A 20,423-nucleotide genomic window follows, 5' to 3' on the forward strand; every position below is an offset into this window, starting at 1 on the left:
TATAAGTGGAATTAAGCCTTATATCCGTTGGGGTTTTGGGACTGCCACTTCCAGGAGGAAGCGCACATCTCTTCAATGCCGTACTGGGCTTTCCAGCCCATCTCGTCCCAGGCCTTCTGGGGGTCTGCGTAGCAGGCGGCAATGTCGCCGGGGCGACGGGGGTCCATGACGTAGGGCAGTTCCTTGCCGCAGGCCTTCTCATAGGCGTGGAGAATGTCCAGCACGCTGTAGCCCTTGCCGGTACCCAGGTTGCACACAAAGAGGCCGCAGTTCTGGGATACCTTTTTAATGGCAGCCACATGGCCCCGGGCCAAATCCACCACATGGATGTAATCCCGGACGCCGGTGCCATCGGGGGTGGGGTAGTCTCCACCAAAGACGTGGAGCTTCTCCAGCTTGCCCACGGCTACCTGGGCGATGTAGGGCACCAGGTTGTTGGGGATGCCGTTGGGGTCCTCGCCGATGAGACCACTTTCATGGGCGCCGATGGGGTTGAAGTAGCGCAACAGAGCCACGTTCAGGGTGGGATCGGCCTTGCAGTAGTCCATGAGAATCTTCTCGATGAACAGCTTGGTGGTACCATAGGGATTGGTGGTGCCGCCGGTGGGGAAGTCCTCACGGATGGGCACCGTGGCGGGATCGCCGTACACGGTGGCGGAGGAGGAGAATACAAAGTTCTTCACGTTGTGGGCCCGCATGGCGTTGAGCAGCACCAGGGTGCTGGTGAGGTTGTTGGTGTAGTATTCCAGGGGCTTGGCAACGCTCTCACCCACGGCCTTGAGACCGGCGAAGTGGATGACCGAATCAATGTCGGGGTACTGGTTGAAGATCTGCTCCACGGCGGCTGCATCACACAGGTCTGCCTCCACAAAGGGAATGGTGGTGCCAGTGATCTGCTCCACGCGGTGAATAGCCTCGGGGCAGGAGTTGACGAAATTGTCCACGACGACAATGTCGTGGCCGGCCTGAATGAGCTCCACACAAGTATGGCTGCCGATATACCCGGCGCCGCCGCTGACGAGAATTGACATGATTGTATGCCCTCCTTTGAATATTGGTGAAAACGGAAACTTACACTGCGTGGCCCTTGGCAATGACCACATCCACCACTTGCTGGGCCAGAGCCTGGCACTGATCGTGGTCAGGGGCCTCCACCATGACCCGAATGAGAGGCTCGGTGCCGGACTCGCGCACCAGAATGCGGCCGGTATCGCCCAAGGTATTGGCCACGGCATCCACCGCAGCCTGTACGTCGGCGTCATCCTGGGCGGTTTTCTTATCGTGGACCCGGACATTGATCAGTACCTGGGGATAGATGGTAACCGGAGCGGCCAATTGGGTCAGAGTTTTGCCCTGGGCCAGCATGGCCTCCATGATCATCAGAGCGGTGAGAATGCCGTCGCCAGTGCGGGCGTGCTGGCTAAAGATGATGTGGCCGGACTGCTCGCCACCCAGGCAGTGGCCATTCTTGACCATATTCTCATAGACGTACTTGTCGCCCACGGCGGTCTTCTCATAGGAGATGCCCACCTCGTCCAGGGCTTTGTACAGACCAAAGTTGGACATGACGGTGGTGACGACGGTGTTGTTGGCCAACTGTCCCAGGCTCTTGAGGTAGCAGCCATAGAGGTACATAATGTGGTCACCGGTGACCACATTGCCGTTCTCATCCACGGCCAGGCAGCGGTCAGCATCGCCGTCAAAGGCAAAGCCCACATCCATGTGGTTTTCCACCACGTAGCGCTGGAGTGCGCCGATATGGGTGGAGCCTGCATCCATATTGATGTTCAGTCCATCGGGATTGGCGTGGATGGTGTGTACCTCAGCGCCCAGAGCCTCGAAAATCTGGGGGGCAAGTTTCCAGGCGCTGCCGTTGGCGCAGTCCAGAGCCACGCGCTTGCCCTGGAAGGAGTGTTGGACCAGGGAGATGAGGTATTGGGCGTACTGCTCTCGGCCAGCCACATCGTCAATGATGCAGCCGATGGCATCGCCGCTGGCCATGGGCAGCTGCTCCAGGATCTCACCATCCAGCATCAGCTTACCGTCCAAATAGTCCTCTACCAGAGAGATGACACCCTCGTCCATCTTCTCGCCGTCTCCATTGATGAGCTTGATGCCGTTGTCATAGAAGGGGTTGTGGGAGGCGCTGATCATCACGCCGCAGTCGTAAGCGCCGTTGCGAGCCATGTAGGACACAGAGGGGGTGGTGGTGACGTGCAGCAGGTGAACATCTGCCCCGGAGGCGGCCATACCAGCGCTGATGGCATACTCCAGCACATAGCTGGAACGGCGGGTGTCCTTGCCCACCACGATGGTGGCACGATGGCCCCGACCATAGTAGTAGCCCAGGAAACGGCCAATCTGATAGGCGTGGTCGGCAGTGAGGCCTACGCCGGCCTTACCGCGGAAACCGTCGGTTCCAAAATATCTTCCCATGAGATTATCCTCGCTTTCTTTATTGGAATGCATCAACCCTGACGCTGGGTGATGTGGTCCTTGTCCTTATAGATACTGCCCTGGGGGATAACGCCCCGGACGCAGCTGGTGGGGTAGACGCTGGTGTGGCGGCCCAGAATGGTGCCGGGATTGAGCACAGAGTTGCAGCCCACCTCCACATAGTCGCCCAACATGGCGCCTACCTTTTTTCGGCCAGTCTCCAGCAGCTCATCTCCCTTGATGACCACTGGGGTCTTGTCGGACTTCACGTTGGAGGTGATGGAGCCAGCACCCATGTGGCTCTTATAGCCCAGAATGGAGTCGCCCACGTAGTTGTAGTGGGGCACCTGAACGCTGTCAAAGAGAATGACGTTTTTCAGTTCCACGGAGTTGCCCACCACGCAGCCTTCGCCAACCAGAGCGGAGCCCCGGATGAAAGCGCCGTGGCGCACCTCGGTGTTGGGGCCGATGATGCAGGGGGAGCCCAGGTAGGCGGAAGGCATCACCTTGGCGGTGCGGTGTACCCATACCTGGGGCTGAGGCTGATCGTATTCCTCCGGGGACAGAGTGCTGCCCAGGGAGAGAATCAGCTGGGAGATTCCCTCCAGTGCCTCCCAGGGATATTCGAATTGCCGCAGATAATCGGCGGCAACGGTATGCGAGAGGTCAAATAGGTCTTGAATTTTTACATCCATGAAATGTACCTCCAATTCTACTTCTTTACATCTTATTAATATAGAGGAAATCCATGAAGTTTTCAATCACTGATTCTATTGAATTTCTTTCCAAACATAACGTGTGAAACTGTCGAATTGCCGGATGAGACACTTCGGCTCAGCTGTAGCGGTATTTGTCAGGTAAAAAAGTGTAGCGGTAATCTATGTAGCTAGAGTAGACTGCGCTGAAAAAATAAGAAGAGAAAAATGAGGCGTGTATCTGGTGAATGTTGAAAAAATCTGTCGATGTGCATAAAAAAACAGACGAAAGCTGTGGTATATTAGTGGTATATTACAAATAAGGGGAATGGGCAAATAATTGAATATTGATGCAATATGTGGTAAAATATAAAAAGTTAAAGCACATTTTGGAAAATTTTATCTGGAGTGAGGGAAGAACGATGAAAAAACGATGGGAACGGTTGATTGCCGCGGTTATGTCTGTGGTGATGGTTCAGACCGTGTGCCCGCCGCAAGCGATGGCATTGGCTGCATCAGAGGTGAAGGAAGCAGCGGAGTATCTGGAAATTGACCAGCTGTTTTCTGCCACGCAATCGGCGGTCACCACCGACTCCCCGGAGAACGTGGAGACCCAGACTAGCGCCGCACTGTTTCAAGACGGAGCGGTGCGCATTTATCATGCCCTTCAGCTGTATGCCATTGGCAGCAATGCGGTGGTGCACAGCGGAGATGCACAGGCGGAGACCTTTGGCACAGGTACGGTGCTCACCGATGAGAATGGTCAGGTCCTGCTCTATGATTCGGATGGCAGCTATCAGCTGATGAACGACATTGCGCTGCCTGAGGGAACGGCATGGACGCTGCCCAGTGGCTTCTCGGGCACCTTCGTGTCAGAAGGGGAGAGCACGGAAGCGCCGTTGTACGATGAGGATACGGATACTATCTACATCTACAACAACTATCAGCTTCTGACACGGGCTGCTGAGGATGAACTGAAGACGGTCCTGTCTGGGGATAACGTGGCGGAGACCTTCGGCCTGGGCCAGGTGGTGTATGCTGGCGACCAGCAGCTGGAGTATACCCAGGAGCATAACTATGTGGTGGCCCAGAGCTTTACCGGAGAGATGCCGGAGCTGAAGGCGGAGGAGATTCTGTCGGAGACGACCCAGAATGCCACCCCGGGTTTGGATGGGCGTGATTATCTGGGCCAGGTAGTCTACTATGAGCCCAGTGATACCAAAAAACAGAATCCCTATATTCTCATTGGTAATGAGCAGCAGTTGCAGGAGATTGGCAAAGACACACAGGTTACGCCCATGTTGTATGTGAAATCTACTGCGACATGGGAACAGTGGGAGAAAACTGGTGAAATTATATTAGGAGTACCTGTATATGACTGGGTCAAAAAGGAAGAAGTGACCTATGTTCCGTATTACCCTGGTGATGCAGATTTTAATTTGAGAGCGGATAAAGACGATGAAAATGAACTTGTATATCTGTATTTTAGAGATGGTGACAACGCTCAAGATTCCTTAATGCATATTGATTATGCTGAGAGCAATCTTGTAAGTAATTTGCTAGGCGGTGTGCTTACAATATTGGATGACATAGTAAGCGGATTGCTAGAGGGGATTCTAGGCAGCATTTTTTGGGATGGAACCAGGAATAAGGAGACTACACATGACATTGTCATTGTTGATAAGGAATACAATGATGTGAATGCTGCCAGTTATGTTTCGGTAAAAAATGCACCTGATGAGTACAAAGGCTTGAAGTATACATCTGATGCCAACTATATTATTTTCCGGGATATCGAGTTGACACCGGCTGCCGATGGTGAAGGGAATTGGACACCTTTGATGTTTCATGGAACCATGATTGGTGCCAAATCTGAAAATGGTGAGAAGATTTGGAATGAAAATGGAATCATTTCAACAAAAACTCCCATCACAATTAGTAATGTAACTGTAGTTGCCAATGAACCATTGCAAGTCGAGAAGCAAAAAGGGTATGGTTTTTTTGCAACGATTTACAGTGAAATGAATAGAGAGAAACTCGGTGAATCGTCCGGCCAAACGGTTGTGTCTAATTTGAGGTTGCAGGATGTGGTTGTAAACACCGATACAAGTGACTATTCGGTGGACAAAAGCCTCCTGGGATTACTGTTGGGACTAGCAGGAGGAGTAACGGGAACGATTCTGGATGGGCTGCTGCAATTACTTGGCTTTAAATTGAATCTTGGTGCAGTGCTAACAGATTTGCTGAGTGTTCATCAAAACGACCCAACTAAATTTGCAACGGGAGGTTTTGCGGGGCGCATCCAGGGCGATGTTTTGGTGGCCAATTGTAGCGTAGAAAATGCCGTTGTGAGCAATATCAATGACTATACAGGTGGATTTGTTGGTTATACAGAGGGTGTGACCAAGTATGACGATGTGTCGGGTTTATTGCAGTTGTTGGTGGATTTGCTGGAGAACGTTTTGAATTTAATCCCAGGGCTTGGTCTGGGAGATCTGGTTACCGTCTTACTAGAAAATGATGTGCCGATTGGCAACCTGATTCCATGTGGATACTATCGACCTCAAATTAATAACTGCTCCGTAACGCTGAGCAAGGGGGACCTTGGAAATGCCGCAAGTGAAGCGAAAGACTACGTGGGCGGTTTTGTAGGCAAGCAAGTAGGCACTGTTATGGACACTTGCACCGTATCCGGTCTGAAAAGCGTAACAGCTAATGATTATGCCGGCGGATTTGCCGGGGCGACGATGGATGCGTTGATTCGGGGCTTGCTGACAGAATTGGGTGGCAATATTTCTTATTCTCCGTCTACGGAAAATACCAACTGTACCGTGCAATCAGTAGTAAACAGTTCGGAAGATGAACAATCCGAGACGGAAGCCACTTTGTGGACGATTACCGGTACCAACTATGTTGGTGGATACACGGGTATGACGGCGAATAGCAATATTGTCAATTCTACCGTCAAGAACCTGGGGGCAGTCACTGCATCTGGTGACTATGCTGCTGGCTTCGTGGGACAAGCTACAGTGGGCTCTGGTGCACTGTCTTTGGGTGAAGATGAAAATACCTTGCTGGGTCAAATAGGAAAATTAACTGGAGATTTGACTGGCATGGAAGGAGCAGTTCTGGAACTGTTCGGAGCTGCACCATCACGTTTTAATAACTGCAAGATTCTAGACTCCACACTGTCCGTTCAAGCCGGGAACTATGCTGGTGGGTTTATCGGACAGGGTGACGGTGTGCAGATCAATCAGGAGGGTGGAACTACCACTCTGAAAAATGTGGCATCTATCACCAGTGCCCAAAACTACTCTGGTGGTTTTGCAGGCCAGTTGATACCCACAAATGCTGGTGGAGCCCTTAACAAGGTGTTGGGAATTGCCGCAATACGAGAGCCTGTTGTTTCTAATGTCGATGTGTGGGGGGCTGATGGAGAATTTGCAGTCACAGCGAATGAAAACTACGCTGGCGGAGCAATTGGTGTAACGGTAGGTGGACAAATTAAAAATGTGACAGTGTCCAACTTGCAGAAAGTTGCAGCAAATGCTGAGAAAGGTATTGCTGGCGGATTTTTGGGAAGCAATAATGCCAGCGGATTGGTAGACGCAGGCGGGTTGAACCTGCTCAACCTGGATATCCTGAAAGTTAGCAATCTACTCAATGTCGTCAACTATCTGCTCACCGACTGCACCAACTGCTATGTGAGCTTTACTGGCAATGCTGCACCCCAGGTCACTGCCGCCAGTGCGGGTGGCTTTGTGGGTGAGATGTACGGTGGCAGTGTCAATAATTCTGACATGACAGACAATCGAGGCGCAGTACGAAATCTTTCTAATGTCCAAGGTACGTATTACGCTGGCGGCTTTGCCGGGAAGATTTGTTCTGGCAATCTGGCAGATGCTAGCGGCGGGATCGAGCTTGCAGGATTAAAAGTAGATGTCACAGGTTTGGCTGGTGTTTTGCAGGGTTATGTGCCCAAAGTCACCTCGGCGGATGTGTCGTCTGCAGAAACTGGGCTGAAGGTACAGGCATTAAAGCAAAAGATGCGGGAGGACAACACAACCGTTGCAGACAAAGATTCCGGTGCCGCAGGTGGATATGCGGGCCTAATGCGGGGCGCTCAGATTACGGACAGTGATGTGAACGCCCTGGCAACCCGAGGAAGCTTTAAAAGTGAAGAAGTTTCCAACAGCGATTGGGCGGTGAAAGCACCCGCCTACGCCGGAGGATATGCGGGTAAAATTGACTTGGGCTCCCTGGCTACGGTGGGTGATAGCGTGTCTCTCCTAGACATTGTTGGCTTGGATGACATACTCTCGGCACTGAGTGTGGTGGAGTCACGTCTGGAGCAGTGTGACGTAACTGGAAAAAGCGGTGGTTTCAATGTAAAGGCATCCAACATTACAGAGAAAAAGACTGTAATGAGTGCCACCGTAGGCTCGGCCGGCGGATTTGCAGGTGAAATCAACGGAGCCTGGCTCAATGGATGTGACGCAGGCAATTATGAGTATATCGAGGGTGTGGTCAGTGCTGGCGGATATGCAGGCACAGTCCAGCCTGGAGATATGGTCAGCTTGCTGGAAGGGCAGACGAACATCCTCGAAATTGTGAATGCAAGTGGTCTGCTCAGTGCATTGAAGACGTTTATTCCTCGCATTTACAACAGCTCGACGGCTGCTGTGCCTTGTGGTGGCTATATCGAGGCCACTGGGACTTCTGTCGATGAGCAGCTGAAGGGCATGGCTGGTGGTTACGTAGGTTACAATCAGGGCGGCCGTATCTGGGGTAATGTTAAGACGGACCCTGCTGATGTATCGGAACAACCAGCCGTTTTGAAGGACCAAAAAACGGCAACGACCCATCGAGTACGTGAAGTTGTCGGCGAAGAGTTTGCTGGTGGTTTTACCGGACTCATGAAGTCTGCCAACTTGGTGGATAGCGGGAGCGTGAAACTGTTGCCTACAGGTGAAGGTGGGGCAGTTGTTAAACTTTCGGTGCCGGTATCTGCACTTGAGGTTGTCTATGCAATCCAGACCAATACCCAGACAACTGGTCCGCTGCGTGGCCTAGACGAGGATACCTGGAAGGCATGGGTAGCCGCAGTGGGTTCCAGCGGTGTGTATGGAGAGGAACTTGTTCAGGCTTCCTATAATGAGTTGGCGGAGTACATTTATGGATACACGGTAACCGCAAAAGCAGAAGATGAAGGAAGCAGTTTGGTTGACGGCGGCGCCGCTGGCGGCTATGTGGGACGCATGGAGGCCGGAGTCATTACCAACGCTTATGCGCAGGATGTCAAAGCCGTCACTGCATTCCGTAGTGCCGGTGGTTTTGCCGGTGAAATGGAAACAGGGGCGGTTGCTAATGTTGGAAGCATAAAGATTGCTGAGATAGATGTCACAGGAAACCTGCCGATTGTAAAATCCTTTGTACCGGTGGTCTATGCCTCGCGTGTAGACGGATATCAATCTGGCATGACGATCAAAACAACCAGTGATACTGAAAACAGTGCCATTGGAAATGCCGGCGGTTTTGTGGGCGTAGCTTATGGCGCTCAACTGTGGCGAGAAATTCCAAAAGATGAAGATTTGGACTTTGTGCGGGTGACGGAGCAAGCCGCTGAAGTTCAGAATCTGAAGTATGTTTACGGCTCTCAGTATGCTGGCGGTTTTGCAGGCCGAATTGACTCCGCAAGTGCAGCAAACGTTGAGGTCGGGTCGGACTCCGGTGTGCTGGACCAGATTCTGGAGCATCTCATTCAATCGGTCACGGGAGATGTTGCCAATTTGCTGTCTGTGCTGGATGCCACAATACCCACAGTGGAGAGTGCATGGGTGAATACTAGAGTGAAAAAGGATGCCAAGGCGTCCATCACCAGAGATGATTTGGAAGCCACCATGGACTTTGCAGTTTTGGATGCCGACCAAGCAGCTGGTGGTTTTGTGGGTATGGCTTGCGGCGCTGTGTTTGGTGAGCGAAATGCTACCACAAAGACGACAGAGGAAATTCCTGATACTGCATTGGTGATTTCTGGTGTGCGTGCGGTGGTCGGCGGTGAACATGCTGGCGGTTTCTTCGGACTGGCAGAAATGGGCGGCGTGGCTCAAATCGCTGAGGGAGGCACTGGCATCCTCAACCTTCTGGTGCTCAATAATGTGGACGTTCTCAACGCCTTCCGCACCTACTTCTACGATTGTTATGTGTTTGGTTCTGCTGAGGGAATGTCGGTCTATGCGCAAACGGACTCCAGTGATGGAGGCGATAGCACAAGTGGCAGTGATGCAAACCAAGTCTATCACAGCGGAAATGCCGGAGGATTCGGCGGCAGCTTGCTCAATGCGACCGTACTGCGTAGTCATGTGAGAAATCTGAAACTGGTCAACGGCCTCAATTATGTGGGCGGCTTTGTGGGCCTTAGTGGTAAGAGTGGCGTCTTGGACCTGGATAAAGCAGAAGTGCTGAAAAATGTGTTGATTGCCGCTGCGGGCCTGATGGACATTTTCGGCTCCCACATGGATGACAGCTCCGTCACCGGTATGGCCAATCAGGTGGGTTACACCTTGGCCAGTAAGGGCGGGAAGGATTGCATTGCCGGCGGTTTCATCGGATATGGTGATCTCTCGCGGGGCAACAACTGCAAAGTAGACCAGCTGAAGCAAGTGTACAGCGATGCCCAAGCCGGTGGCTTTGTGGGCCGTACCAGCTATACCTATCTTGCCAAGATTGACGGCGCCTCCCCAGTACTGCTCAACCCTCTGTTGTATGTGATTAATGAGTTGCTTGATGCACTGTATGTCGGGAAGTTGGAAGATATCGGTGCGATTCAGGTAACAATCCCTGGCTTGGAGAAGGCGTTGGAGCTAAAGGTACTGAGTGATGGCGATGTACTTTCTGTAACACTCTTCGGCTTGAAAATTTCCGTTGCTCTAGTGAAAGACAACGGAGATGGAACTAAGGATGTGGCTCAAATCCATATCGGAGACTCCTATGTGGAGATACCATGTTCGGAGGACGGTATCACCGCAGACAACCTGGAAATCGGTCTGATTAAAGCCAATCGTACCAAAGTGGCTGGCTGTACCATTACTGGTGTCACAAATGGCTACGACGTATTTGGTGGCGGCGCAGGAAATGGTGAGAAAGAGGAGGCTACCGACCCCAATGGCTACGCTGGCGGCTTTGTAGGCTTCAACAATGAGGGCTTGCTGGAGAACAACACCATGATTTATGCTGATACCATTCGTGGTACGGCAAACTTGGTCGGAGCCTTTTCTGGACGTACGGAACTTGAGTCCTCGTATAGTTTTAATACGTTGAAAGAAATTGAAGGTAATAATAACAAATATTCGGTGTACCGTCTCGATAAGTATGGGGATGAATTGAATCGCATACTGCACCAGAGCGGGGAGGCATTGAGCGCAGATTATCAGAAGGAGAAGATAGGAGAGGTGTCTTACCACGTCTATACTGTGGAGCACCGTGGCCCCTCTGAGATTCTCCAGGGAGAAGCTCCATCCTATTTTGAGGCTGCATGGAAAGATGCCGTGCTGAACAGCTCCAAATATGAACAAGCTAAGTTCCCGGCCAATGTGTATGTGTCGGCGGGACAGGCAAACCTGATGCTGGGGGTGGCCACCGAACAGAATGAGGACCGGACGATTCCTGGTGCTGGTGATATGCAAGACCCCTGTGGAACCGAGATGCTGCTGACCGTACAGAAAATTTGGTTTGATGATGGGAGTATTAAGAGACCCGAGGAAATCAATGTGACTCTGCTTCAAGGCTTCAAGCCCTCGAAGGAAGGGGAAGAGTCCACTATGAAGCCATATCAGGTTCCTGTGGAAGATCAGTATCAGCCAGGAGAAACCGGTGCGTCTGTTGTGGATAATGTCTTGAAAGAGAATCCCTTCCAGATGAATATCGACATGGTAGGTGCGGACCCCGATATTTGGACCACCCAGTTCTATGTACCGGTGCGTGCGGAACAGGGGGAGAACGGGGAACTTGGTCAACTGTATACCTACGATGTCTCGGAAGAAACAATTGATGGCTATGTTACTTTCTATTACAAGCCAGACGACTACACCATTTACATCTTGAACTTCCAGATTTCTATGCTGATGGAAGACGATACTGTAGTCATCGATTACGGTTTGCCCGTGGCAGTGGATGTTTTGGACAATGATGCGCTGGGGTCCTATCAGATTGCGGGCGAGTTGGCGGGCGTTGCAACATTTGACGAAAAGGATTTGTACAAGACATTTCCTGATACCAAACGAACCTTTGAAAAAATGGATTTGTCCTACGGCACTGCGGTCACGAACATAGACGTGGGCGTGTTGGGTACGGAGCTATACGACAAGCTATCAAATGTAAAAGCTGAGACCCCGGAGACCGACGTTAAGCCCGAGACCCCGGAGACCGATGGTAAGGCTGAAACCTCAGAGACCAACGCCGCTTACAAGCGGGACGTATACTATGTACCCGATACCATGCAAATGGACTCCCTGGAAAAAATGCTGTATGTGGTGAAGTTGGATTCTGAGCATGTAAAAAATGACCAACACTACATCACGGGTGCGCTCTCAATCATTCCTGCGACCGAAATCTTCTATGAAGATAATTTTGGTGCGATTAAGTACACGCCTGGATTGAAGAATGATGGAACAGACATTAGTTGGGTTAATGTAGAGAATTCTGGGTCTTCGAGTGATCATCAGCAAGATACAGATCGTCCGGGCAGCAAAGAATTGGGCAAGCTGTGGGATGATCTGTACGGGAATGATACACACTACAAGGACGATGCTACGTACAGCAATGGGTCCACTTATTATGTGACAGTTGATGAAAATTCGGACTTGAACCAGTTGCCTACAGCAGAGTTTGAATTTACTGGAACTGGGTTTGATATCATTAGTGTGACCAGCGGGGATACCGGGTATGTTATGATTGAGGTCTACAATAAGAAAGAGAATAAGCTCGTTCGAAGGGCCATAATTGACACATACTATGGTTATACGTATGATGCAGAGAAAAATGAGTGGATTGTGGATGAAAATGCGGATAACACCAATGCGTTGTATCAAGTGCCTATTGCAAAGGTTGATGGTTTGGGATGGGGAGAGTATAGCGTAAAAGTAATGCCTGTTTATGAGAAAGTTTTTGACCATCATTATCAGGAAGGCGGTCAAGACAATTCCTACACATTCTATTTAGATGCCATTCGTGTATATAATCCAGCAAATCCCTCGGGCAATGCCTATAAAGATATCAAGGATGTTTACTTGGAAGATGGGGAATTCAATCCTCAATTCATGGAAATCCGTGATATTCTCCTCAATGCAAAGAATACATCTGAGGTCACTGAGATTGGCGCAGTTTTCGTGGATGGCAATGGAGCCTTGACTGACATTGAAGACTATAAGGCGTATGGACCCAAAAATGAGGTCTACTTGGCCCCAGGTCAGGCGATATCGTTCAATCTGGAGACGACAACGAAGGATATTCCTGATAAGCTGCAGTTGTCTGCAAAGCTAGACAGTGGAAGTTCCACACAGATGACCATCGAACTGGCAGTTCCTGATAAAGATCAACAGTGGGTCTCGTTCCGGGCAAAGACACACACGATCGAGACAGCGTATGATTTGTATTACGAATTTGGTGAACAGTGTGTGTGGGAAGCCCAAAAGGATGAAGCGGGCGAGGTTGTCTCCTATAAAACCAAGTTCCCCATTGTTATCCGAAATTCCAGCAGTTCGACAACGGAGGGGGCGGGTGTGGTCCCCACGGATGATCCCAACGCAAATCTGGACGACAAGGTTGGAAATCTGCTGTCTCTGACCAACCTGCAATGGACGGGAAATGCTAAAATCAAGCAAGAAGGCGATGGAACTGCCACAGTCCAGAGCGAGGAGAACCGTACTGCACAGCAAGACTTGCTGGTGACAAGCAGTTGGGAAAATGTTGAGGCCGCCTATTACTTGCTCAATCCTGTGCAGCAGTACACCGTGACCGTGAAGTATCAGGATGAGAGCGGAAATTCTTTGGCAGAGGACCAAGTGCTCCAGGTTTACGATGGCGCAGAATATGATGCCACGAAACTTCTGGAACAAGCCATCAAAGGATATCAGTTCCAGCGGGTTCAGGGAGAGGCAACTGGTGTGGCCACAGGCGATGTGGAGATTGTGGTGATTTATCAGAAGCTGAGAATGGAAACTCTACAGCAGCTGATAGACCGTGCCAATACCATGGTGGACTGTGCCCACAAGTACGTCAAAACCCAGTGGGAAGCTCTGCTGGATGCACTGGCAGCGGCGGAGCAGCTCTTGAGCGTGGAGCATGTGACTCAAGACCAAGTGGACGACACAGCCAGTGCGCTGCTTGAGGCGATTTTGGCCCAGCGCTTCCAAGCGAATAAGGAGAACTTGGAGGCGATTTTGGAGCAAGCCAAGGACATGGACCTCTCCGGCTACACGGTGGAAAGCGTAGCAAGATTCCAGGCGGCGCTGGATGCAGCGCAGGCTGTGATGGATGATGATAGCCTGAGTGAGGAAGAGCAGCAAACGGTGGATGCAGCGACCGAGGCGCTTGCTGCGGCCATGGAGGGGCTGACGGCTGAAACGGAGCCGGAAGAGCCGGAAGCCACAGATGCCCCCCAGGTGACCGATGCGCCTGAGGTAAGCCAGCAGCCCGAAGCTACCAACGCTCCACAGACAACGGATGAGCCCCAGGCGACTCCGGAGTCGGAGGCCCAGGTTCCCCAGACGGGAGATGAGTCTGGTTTGACCATCTGGCTGACAACTCTGTTTGTCTGTGCTGCGGCTGGAATTGCCATGGGTATGAAAATCAAGACTCGAAAAGAAGAAGAGCAGTGACAAATACCTGATATGGCCGGTGGCTTCCCCTGGAAAGGGGAAGCCACCGGGGCACTGGAGGAAAAGATGGATAGTTCCAAAGGACAGACAAGAAAAAAACGCAGAAACACACTGGTGTGGAAAGGTGTGGCTCTGGCAATTATGGTAGCCGTGTGTGTGGGCGGCCTTTTTGTGTGGAGCATGTGGAGGAAAGACCAAGAACAGAAACAAAATATGCCCGTATATTTAAAAAGCGGCATATCCATTGAACGTGTGGAAGCTTATGACGGACCCTTTTGGGAGGATGGCACAGACCGTGCCGTAGAAGACGTATGGCAACTGACGGTGCTCAATACGTCAGACCAGGACATACAGTATTTGAAAATCGTGGCCAAGGACGAGAATGGGAGCTCCTTGGGAGAATTTGAAATAACAACGTTGATTGCAGGAAGTACCGTCCAGGTGTTGGAGGCATCTGCTGTGCAGATGCCGGGAAATGCCCAGTCTTGCACTTATTCCATAGAAAATTTGGCCTATTTGAAGCAGGAACGCTCGCTGCATACGGATAAATTTACCCTGTCCGTGGCGGACCAGTGGATTCGATTGGAGAACAACAGCAGCGAGAACATCGAAAACGACATTTATATTTACTATAAAAGAATCGAGGATAATGTATTACAAGGAGGAATCACCTATCGGGTGAAATTTGCCGGAGGTCTGGAGGCCGGAGAGAGCCGGGAAGAGCAGACCCAGCATTTTGACCCAGATACATGTGAGATTATGTATTTGACCTATCAGTGAGGAGCGTTTCAATGAAAATTTCCAAGGAATTTATGTTGCGGGAAATTGCAGGAGAGTACATTGTTGTGCCCACAGGTAAGGCTGTATTTCAGTTTATGGGGTTGATTACGCTAAATGAAGTGGGGAGGTTTTTGTGGGAGTTACTTCAAAGTAAAGAATACTCTATGGATCAACTGATACAGAAAATTTGCCAAAGCTATGAAGTGGAAGAGGCTGTTGCTCAGAGCGATGTAAGAGAATTCATAGATGCTTTGAAAAGTAGAGGCATTTTGTCTGATGATTGAGCGAGATAGAACTGAAATTCAATAACGATATAATTAGTGGGAGAGAGTAAATGAAGAAAACATATGAAAAGCCTATGGTATATTTTGAAGAGCTTAGTTTTGATACTACCATAGCAGATATGTGTAGCGCCGTTCTTACAAACAAGTGCCAAACAAATGCGGCTACAGGTGATCTCTGTACAAAATATGAGATTCCAGGGAGTATCTTAGGGTTTGTTTATTTTAACGAAAACCTAGATGTTTGTGAGGCATCAATGGAGTGTTATCATGTTAATGCAGGGGTGTTTGGGGGCTCCTAAATATGTATGGGTCAATTCAATATACTGTTGCAGGACTTCGACTACAAATCAATTGGCAACCCTATATGATTAAACTGAAAAAAGAATACCCATATTCTGCGTATATGTCTCAAGAAGAACCATGTGATGTGAACGTGATGATACGTCCAGCATCTCAGTTGATGAGACGCAATACAGACCCGGTTTTTGCCAGTAGCAGAAACCGGGCTTATTACGAGTACGGAAAAATATATCGCTATCGAGGTACATTTCTGAATGTAGATGAGGAAAACTGGCTTGGCTGTCAAGTCATAGACCCATTGGAGGAGAACGTGATACAGGTATATTTGCCGTGCCGACAAAAAACAATGACTGAAGGAAGCCTGTTTGCCGCCATGGGTTTGGATTATCTATTGTCATACAGGGGGAAAGTGGTGCTCCACGCTGCCTATATCCAGTGTCTTGGACAGGCCGTTCTCTTTACAGCCCCCTCTGGCACTGGAAAGTCTACTCAGGCGGAACTGTGGCGCCAGCATCGGCCAGGTACTCGCATTGTCAACGGAGACCGGGCGGTGTTCAGTGTAGAGGATGAACGAACGATGGCACATGGCTTTCCGTTCTGTGGGTCCTCTGGAATCTCCCACAACATATCTTGCCCGTTGAAAGCCATCGTGGTCTTGCGCCAAGGGAAGAAAAACCATCTGGTGCGCCTTGTGGGCGCTCAGGCTGCCACAATTCTGCTCTCGGAATGCATGGTTCCGTTATGGGATCGGATTGCCACGCAACGTGTGATGGACACTGTGACGCAGGTAGTAGAGCAGTGTCCCATTTATCTGTATCACTGTCTTCCGGATGCCTCGGCAGTGGAGCATTTGTATCATGTAATCTATGAAGGAGGGAAACCAGATGAATGAGCCATGGTGGAGTCAGGACGTGCCCATCAGTCAAATGCTGTCTCGAAAGGCAGCTGTGCGTGGCATTCCGTTGCATGGTACCTTTGAGCTGACCAGTCGATGCAATTTTAGCTGTAAAATGTGCTATGTGCACGGCATGGAAAACATGGAGCAGTTGGAACAGCAGGAGCTGACAACGCAAGAGTGGCTGGACATTGCCCGCCAGGCAAAAGAAGCCGGAATGCTGTTTTTGTTGCTCACGGGTGGGGAGGCCATGCTGCGCCGGGACTTTATCGGGCTGTATGAACCGCTGTGTGACATGGGATTTCGGGTGGTCATCAACTCCAACGGCTCCATGCTTACCCCAGAAATCGTAGAGTGCTTTTCTAAGCGCCCTCCTGCTCGGATCAACATCTCCCTCTACGGGGCTTCCGATGAGACCTATCGCTCCTTGTGTGGCGTGCCGGCCTACGAGTCGGTGAAAACGTCCATCTATCGTCTGCGGGAGATGGGGATATCGGTTCGGGTCACCATGATGCTGACCACTTATAATTGCGGGGATATGGAGCAGGTGCACCAGACTGCACGGGATGCAGGGGCGCTGTGTGCCATGTCTTCCTATCTCTTCCCGCCGATTCGGTTGGATGAACAGACCTGTGGGAATAATCCTGGACGCTTAGCGGCGGAGGAGGCGGGGGCTTACCTTGTGCGCCGGGAGCGCCTGTTAAGCAAAGATGAGGAGTTCGTCAGACGTGCAAAATGGGCCGTTGAGCGGGATAATTCACCGCAAGAGCCAGCACAGGAGGGACTCCCCATGCAGTGTTTGGCGGGGCGAGCCTCTTTTTGGTTGACCTGGGACGGAAAGATGCGTCCCTGTGGCCTGTTTGACCGAATTGAAATGGATGTGCGAGAGGTTGGCTTTGCGAAGGCCTGGAAAGAAATTCATGAGAAAACTCTTCAAATTCGGTTACCACATGCCTGTGCCAATTGTCCTGACCGAGTGCTTTGCCACAACTGTGCTGCCATGACCTTAGCAGAGACCGGGGCATTTGACAAAAGACCAGAGTACGTATGTCGGATGGTGGAGGGCATGAAGACAGAGTATGCCAGACAACTGAAGAATATGGAGTGATGGAATAGTCATGTTTGACTGGAAGCGTATCAGACGCAAGATTGCAGAGGGTGCCCTTCAGGAAATGAAACGGGAAGGACAGTGGATCTTCCAGCGCATGAGAAAGTATTGGGGCAGCATATTATTCTACTTGGTTATAGGAGTGTTGGGAACACTGCTAGGATTGGCAGGCAGTATTAGTTCCAAGTATCTGATTGACGGAGTCATGTTTCAGAATTTGAATTTGCTGCTTGCAATGCTCTTGTTGCTGATTTTGACTGGCCTAGCTAAAGTTGGGTTAGATGCGTGGAGCGGGATTTATCTGCGAAGGGTAAGCTTAAAGGTGCAAAATGAGTTGTTGGCACAGGTTTATCATGATATTTTTTGTACTCGTTGGCAGAGTATGAGTAAATACCATAGTGGTGATTTGCTCAGTCGTTTGAATAGCGATGTCAACACAGTATCTGCCAATGTGCTGAGCTGGTTTCCTTCGTTTGTTACCACTGGTGTGCATGGTTTGGGCAGTTTGGCGATTATGCTGTATTATGACAAGACCATGACCGTGATTGCGTTGCTCAGTGCACCTGTTTCGTTGTTGCTATCTCGGGTATTGTTGGTACGCATGAGGGATCACAACAAGAAGATGCGACAGGTGGGCAGTGAGCTGATGGGCTTTACAGACGAGTCATTTCAACATGTACACACCATCAAAGCGCTGCACCTTACGGATATATTTGAAAATAGACTCAAAGCAGTGCAAAATAAATATATGACAGAGGCGGAAGAGTACAACCAATTTTCAGTACAAGCCGCCTCCTTTATGTCTGTGCTGAGTTTGATGGTATCCGTGTTGTGTATGGCCTGGGGAGTATTTCGACTGTGGAACGGATATATCACCTATGGTACGATGACGTTGTTCTTGCAGCTGGCGCGCTCCTTGAGCAGAGACTTATCTGGTATAATTCGAATGGTACCCAGCGCTATCTCAGCGCTTACTTCGGCCGGGCGAATCATAGAAGTCACTGAATTGCCCAAAGAGCCTGTAGGGAATTCGGTCAACATTCAGCACATTGAAGATCAGAAACAGTATGGTTTGTCCATCCGGTTGCAGGAGGTTAGCTTCTCTTACAAGCGGGGAGAGGTTGTGTTGAAAGGGTGTAGCTTAGAGCTGAATCCTGGTGATTACGCTGCAATAATGGGACGATCTGGCTGTGGGAAGACTACTTTGCTTCGTATGGTATTGGGGATGATTCAGCCAGATGAAGGAAAGGCTGCCGTCGCGGCAGTGGACGGGGTCTCTGAGCCCTTGGGGGCAGGGACACGAGAGTGGATTGCCTATGTTCCTCAGGGAAATACCATTTTTTCCGGATCGATTGCGGAAAATTTGCGAGTGGTGGTTCCAACAGCCACGGAGCAAGAAATGATAGAGGCACTCCAGGTGGCATGTGCGTGGGAATTTGTTAGCAAACTGCCAGGAGGCCTACAGGGCATAGTAGGAGAAAAAGGAATTGGTCTGTCTGAGGGACAAGCTCAACGTATTGCGATTGCAAGAGCGGTACTAAAAAAAGCGCCCGTGATACTGTTTGATGAGGCTACGTCGGCACTAGACCAAGAGACGGGGTGTCAGATTTTGCGCAATATTAAGCAACATATGACATATTGTACCTGTCTGATTGTTACCCATCGCACTTCTGTGCTGGAGGTCTGCAATCGCTTTTTTTACATGAGAAATGGACATTTGACGGAGGATACACGGTCATATGCACAACAGTGAAGGCAAATGTTGGAAGAGATCGGGTGAAACATGTTGCACGGTCCAAACCAGGATATATCTGCAAGAGATAGAAAAGATGCTTCATGAGAACCATTCGGCATCTATTCCGGTATCTGGAATAAGTATGTACCCGTTTTTAACCCCCAATTGTGACTATGTTGGATTGAGGCCCATGGATACTGTGCGGTGTCGTCCAGGAATGATTGTACTTTTTAGGCGTGAGAGTGGAGCATATGTTCTGCACAGAATTATCAAGTGTAAAAATGAAAGCGTCTTTTTGGCTGGGGACGGACAGTGCATACTAGAAGGCCCTATCCATATCTCGCAGGTAGTGGGATGGGTTTCGCATGTGTATCGACGCGGGAAATGGGTTGCGCTTTGGAGAAGGAAAGGATTTATATTCGGTGTTTTATGGCGTTGGGCATTTCCCATCCGTAGATATTGGTTTGGTGGTGCTCGGCGATTGAGTGTACTTGTGGCCGGTAGGAAAGGATGAGGTGGGAGTGTATGAGAGTAATTCGTTGGCTTGTGGTGGGGCTGTTTGTGCTGTCTCTTGGATTATGGACGTTGGTGAGATATCAGGAATGGAAACGACAAGATGTTCATGCACCGATCATCACAGCACAGCCCGAGGTGCTAAATTTGTCGGTGGATGAGATGAAAACCGGTCTGATGGAAGGCGTGCAAGCCTGGGATGAAGAGGAAGGAGACTTGACAGAGCAAGTCATTTTGGGAGGACTCTCGTCGCTGAGTAGTGATGGAAGTTGTTATGTAAGCTATACTGTATTTGATCGAGCGAATCATTCCGCAACCCTACGACGAAAAGTTGTGATGGAAGACTATCACTCCCCTCAATTTCAGCTGATCTCTGCATTGGTGTTTGAACAGGGGGGAAAAGAAGATCCGATATCTTACATACGAGCGTTTGATATGCTGGAGGGAGAGATTACAGATTCGATAACTTCGCTAGAGAATGATCTGGACATGGGGCAACCAGGGGAATACATGATTCAAGTTCAGGTTGCCAACTCGATGGGAGATTTGTCGGAACTGAGTTTGCCAGTACATGTACTCGAGCAGGGGGAAGTGGCCTTGGAGAATCAATGCCCTTTGTTGTATTTGGCCTGCGGCGAGTCGTGGAATGCCTACGACTATGTGTGGGCCATTTCGGGACAGGGAGAAGAGAAGCTCCAGATAGAGGATGGGGTGGATGCATCAACCCCCGGAGTGTATCAGGTGCACTACTGGGCTGGAAAACAACACACATGGATGACGGTTGTAGTATACGAATAGGG

The 20,423-nt window shown here is 50.2% G+C and carries 11 protein-coding genes; 8 read left to right on the forward strand and 3 right to left on the reverse strand.

What is annotated here, in order from left to right; translation table 11 throughout:
- Positions 1 to 11: 11 nt before the first annotated feature.
- From galE to E0L15_RS01570, 3 genes are read right to left on the reverse strand one after another with little or no spacing between them, the layout of a single operon-like run.
- Positions 12 to 1,031 carry a UDP-glucose 4-epimerase GalE gene (galE, locus tag E0L15_RS01560; RefSeq protein ID WP_168124320.1) on the reverse strand — a complete coding sequence of 340 codons (1,020 nt, stop codon included), beginning with the start codon at positions 1,029 to 1,031 and terminating at the stop codon, positions 12 to 14.
- Between the two features lie 40 nt (positions 1,032 to 1,071).
- Complete coding sequence (gene glmM / locus E0L15_RS01565; protein ID WP_168124321.1) at positions 1,072 to 2,436, reverse strand: phosphoglucosamine mutase; 1,365 nt, start codon at positions 2,434 to 2,436, stop codon at positions 1,072 to 1,074.
- A gap of 32 nt (positions 2,437 to 2,468) precedes the next feature.
- Positions 2,469 to 3,131 (reverse strand): UDP-N-acetylglucosamine pyrophosphorylase, encoded by a 663-nt coding sequence (locus tag E0L15_RS01570; RefSeq protein WP_087371793.1) that lies wholly within the window; start codon positions 3,129 to 3,131, stop codon positions 2,469 to 2,471.
- Positions 3,132 to 3,553: 422 nt separating this feature from the next.
- Here E0L15_RS01570 and E0L15_RS01575 point away from each other — a divergent pair, with 422 nt between their 5' ends.
- The 8 genes from E0L15_RS01575 (at position 3,554) to E0L15_RS01610 (ending at position 20,421) form a co-directional block, all read left to right on the forward strand.
- Complete coding sequence (locus tag E0L15_RS01575) at positions 3,554 to 14,008, forward strand: MucBP domain-containing protein (protein WP_168124322.1); 10,455 nt, start codon at positions 3,554 to 3,556, stop codon at positions 14,006 to 14,008.
- 66 nt (positions 14,009 to 14,074) lie between these two features.
- Complete coding sequence (locus E0L15_RS01580) at positions 14,075 to 14,788, forward strand: hypothetical protein (protein WP_168124323.1); 714 nt, start codon at positions 14,075 to 14,077, stop codon at positions 14,786 to 14,788.
- 11 nt (positions 14,789 to 14,799) lie between these two features.
- Entirely contained in the window at positions 14,800 to 15,072 is a 273-nt protein-coding gene (locus E0L15_RS01585) for a PqqD family protein (protein WP_087371802.1), read from the forward strand.
- Positions 15,073 to 15,122: 50 nt separating this feature from the next.
- Positions 15,123 to 15,371: a hypothetical protein gene (locus E0L15_RS01590; protein WP_168124324.1), complete on the forward strand. Its 249-nt coding sequence runs from the start codon at positions 15,123 to 15,125 to the stop codon at positions 15,369 to 15,371.
- A 2-nt stretch (positions 15,372 to 15,373) separates the two neighbouring features.
- Positions 15,374 to 16,264, forward strand: coding sequence for a hypothetical protein (locus E0L15_RS01595; RefSeq protein WP_168124325.1), 891 nt, complete (start codon positions 15,374 to 15,376; stop codon positions 16,262 to 16,264).
- On the forward strand, positions 16,257 to 17,375 hold the full coding sequence (locus tag E0L15_RS01600; protein ID WP_168124326.1) for a radical SAM protein: 1,119 nt from the start codon (positions 16,257 to 16,259) through the stop codon (positions 17,373 to 17,375). Before E0L15_RS01595 ends, E0L15_RS01600 begins: the two co-directional genes overlap by 8 nt.
- Positions 17,376 to 17,385: 10 nt before the next feature.
- On the forward strand, positions 17,386 to 19,128 hold the full coding sequence (locus E0L15_RS01605) for an ABC transporter ATP-binding protein (RefSeq protein WP_087371813.1): 1,743 nt from the start codon (positions 17,386 to 17,388) through the stop codon (positions 19,126 to 19,128).
- A gap of 507 nt (positions 19,129 to 19,635) precedes the next feature.
- Entirely contained in the window at positions 19,636 to 20,421 is a 786-nt protein-coding gene (locus E0L15_RS01610; RefSeq protein WP_087390598.1) for a hypothetical protein, read from the forward strand.
- The last annotated feature ends 2 nt before the right edge of the window (positions 20,422 to 20,423 follow it).

The sequence above is a fragment of the Pseudoflavonifractor sp. SW1122 genome (assembly GCF_012027765.1).
Classification (GTDB): domain Bacteria; phylum Bacillota; class Clostridia; order Oscillospirales; family Oscillospiraceae; genus Enterenecus; species Enterenecus faecium.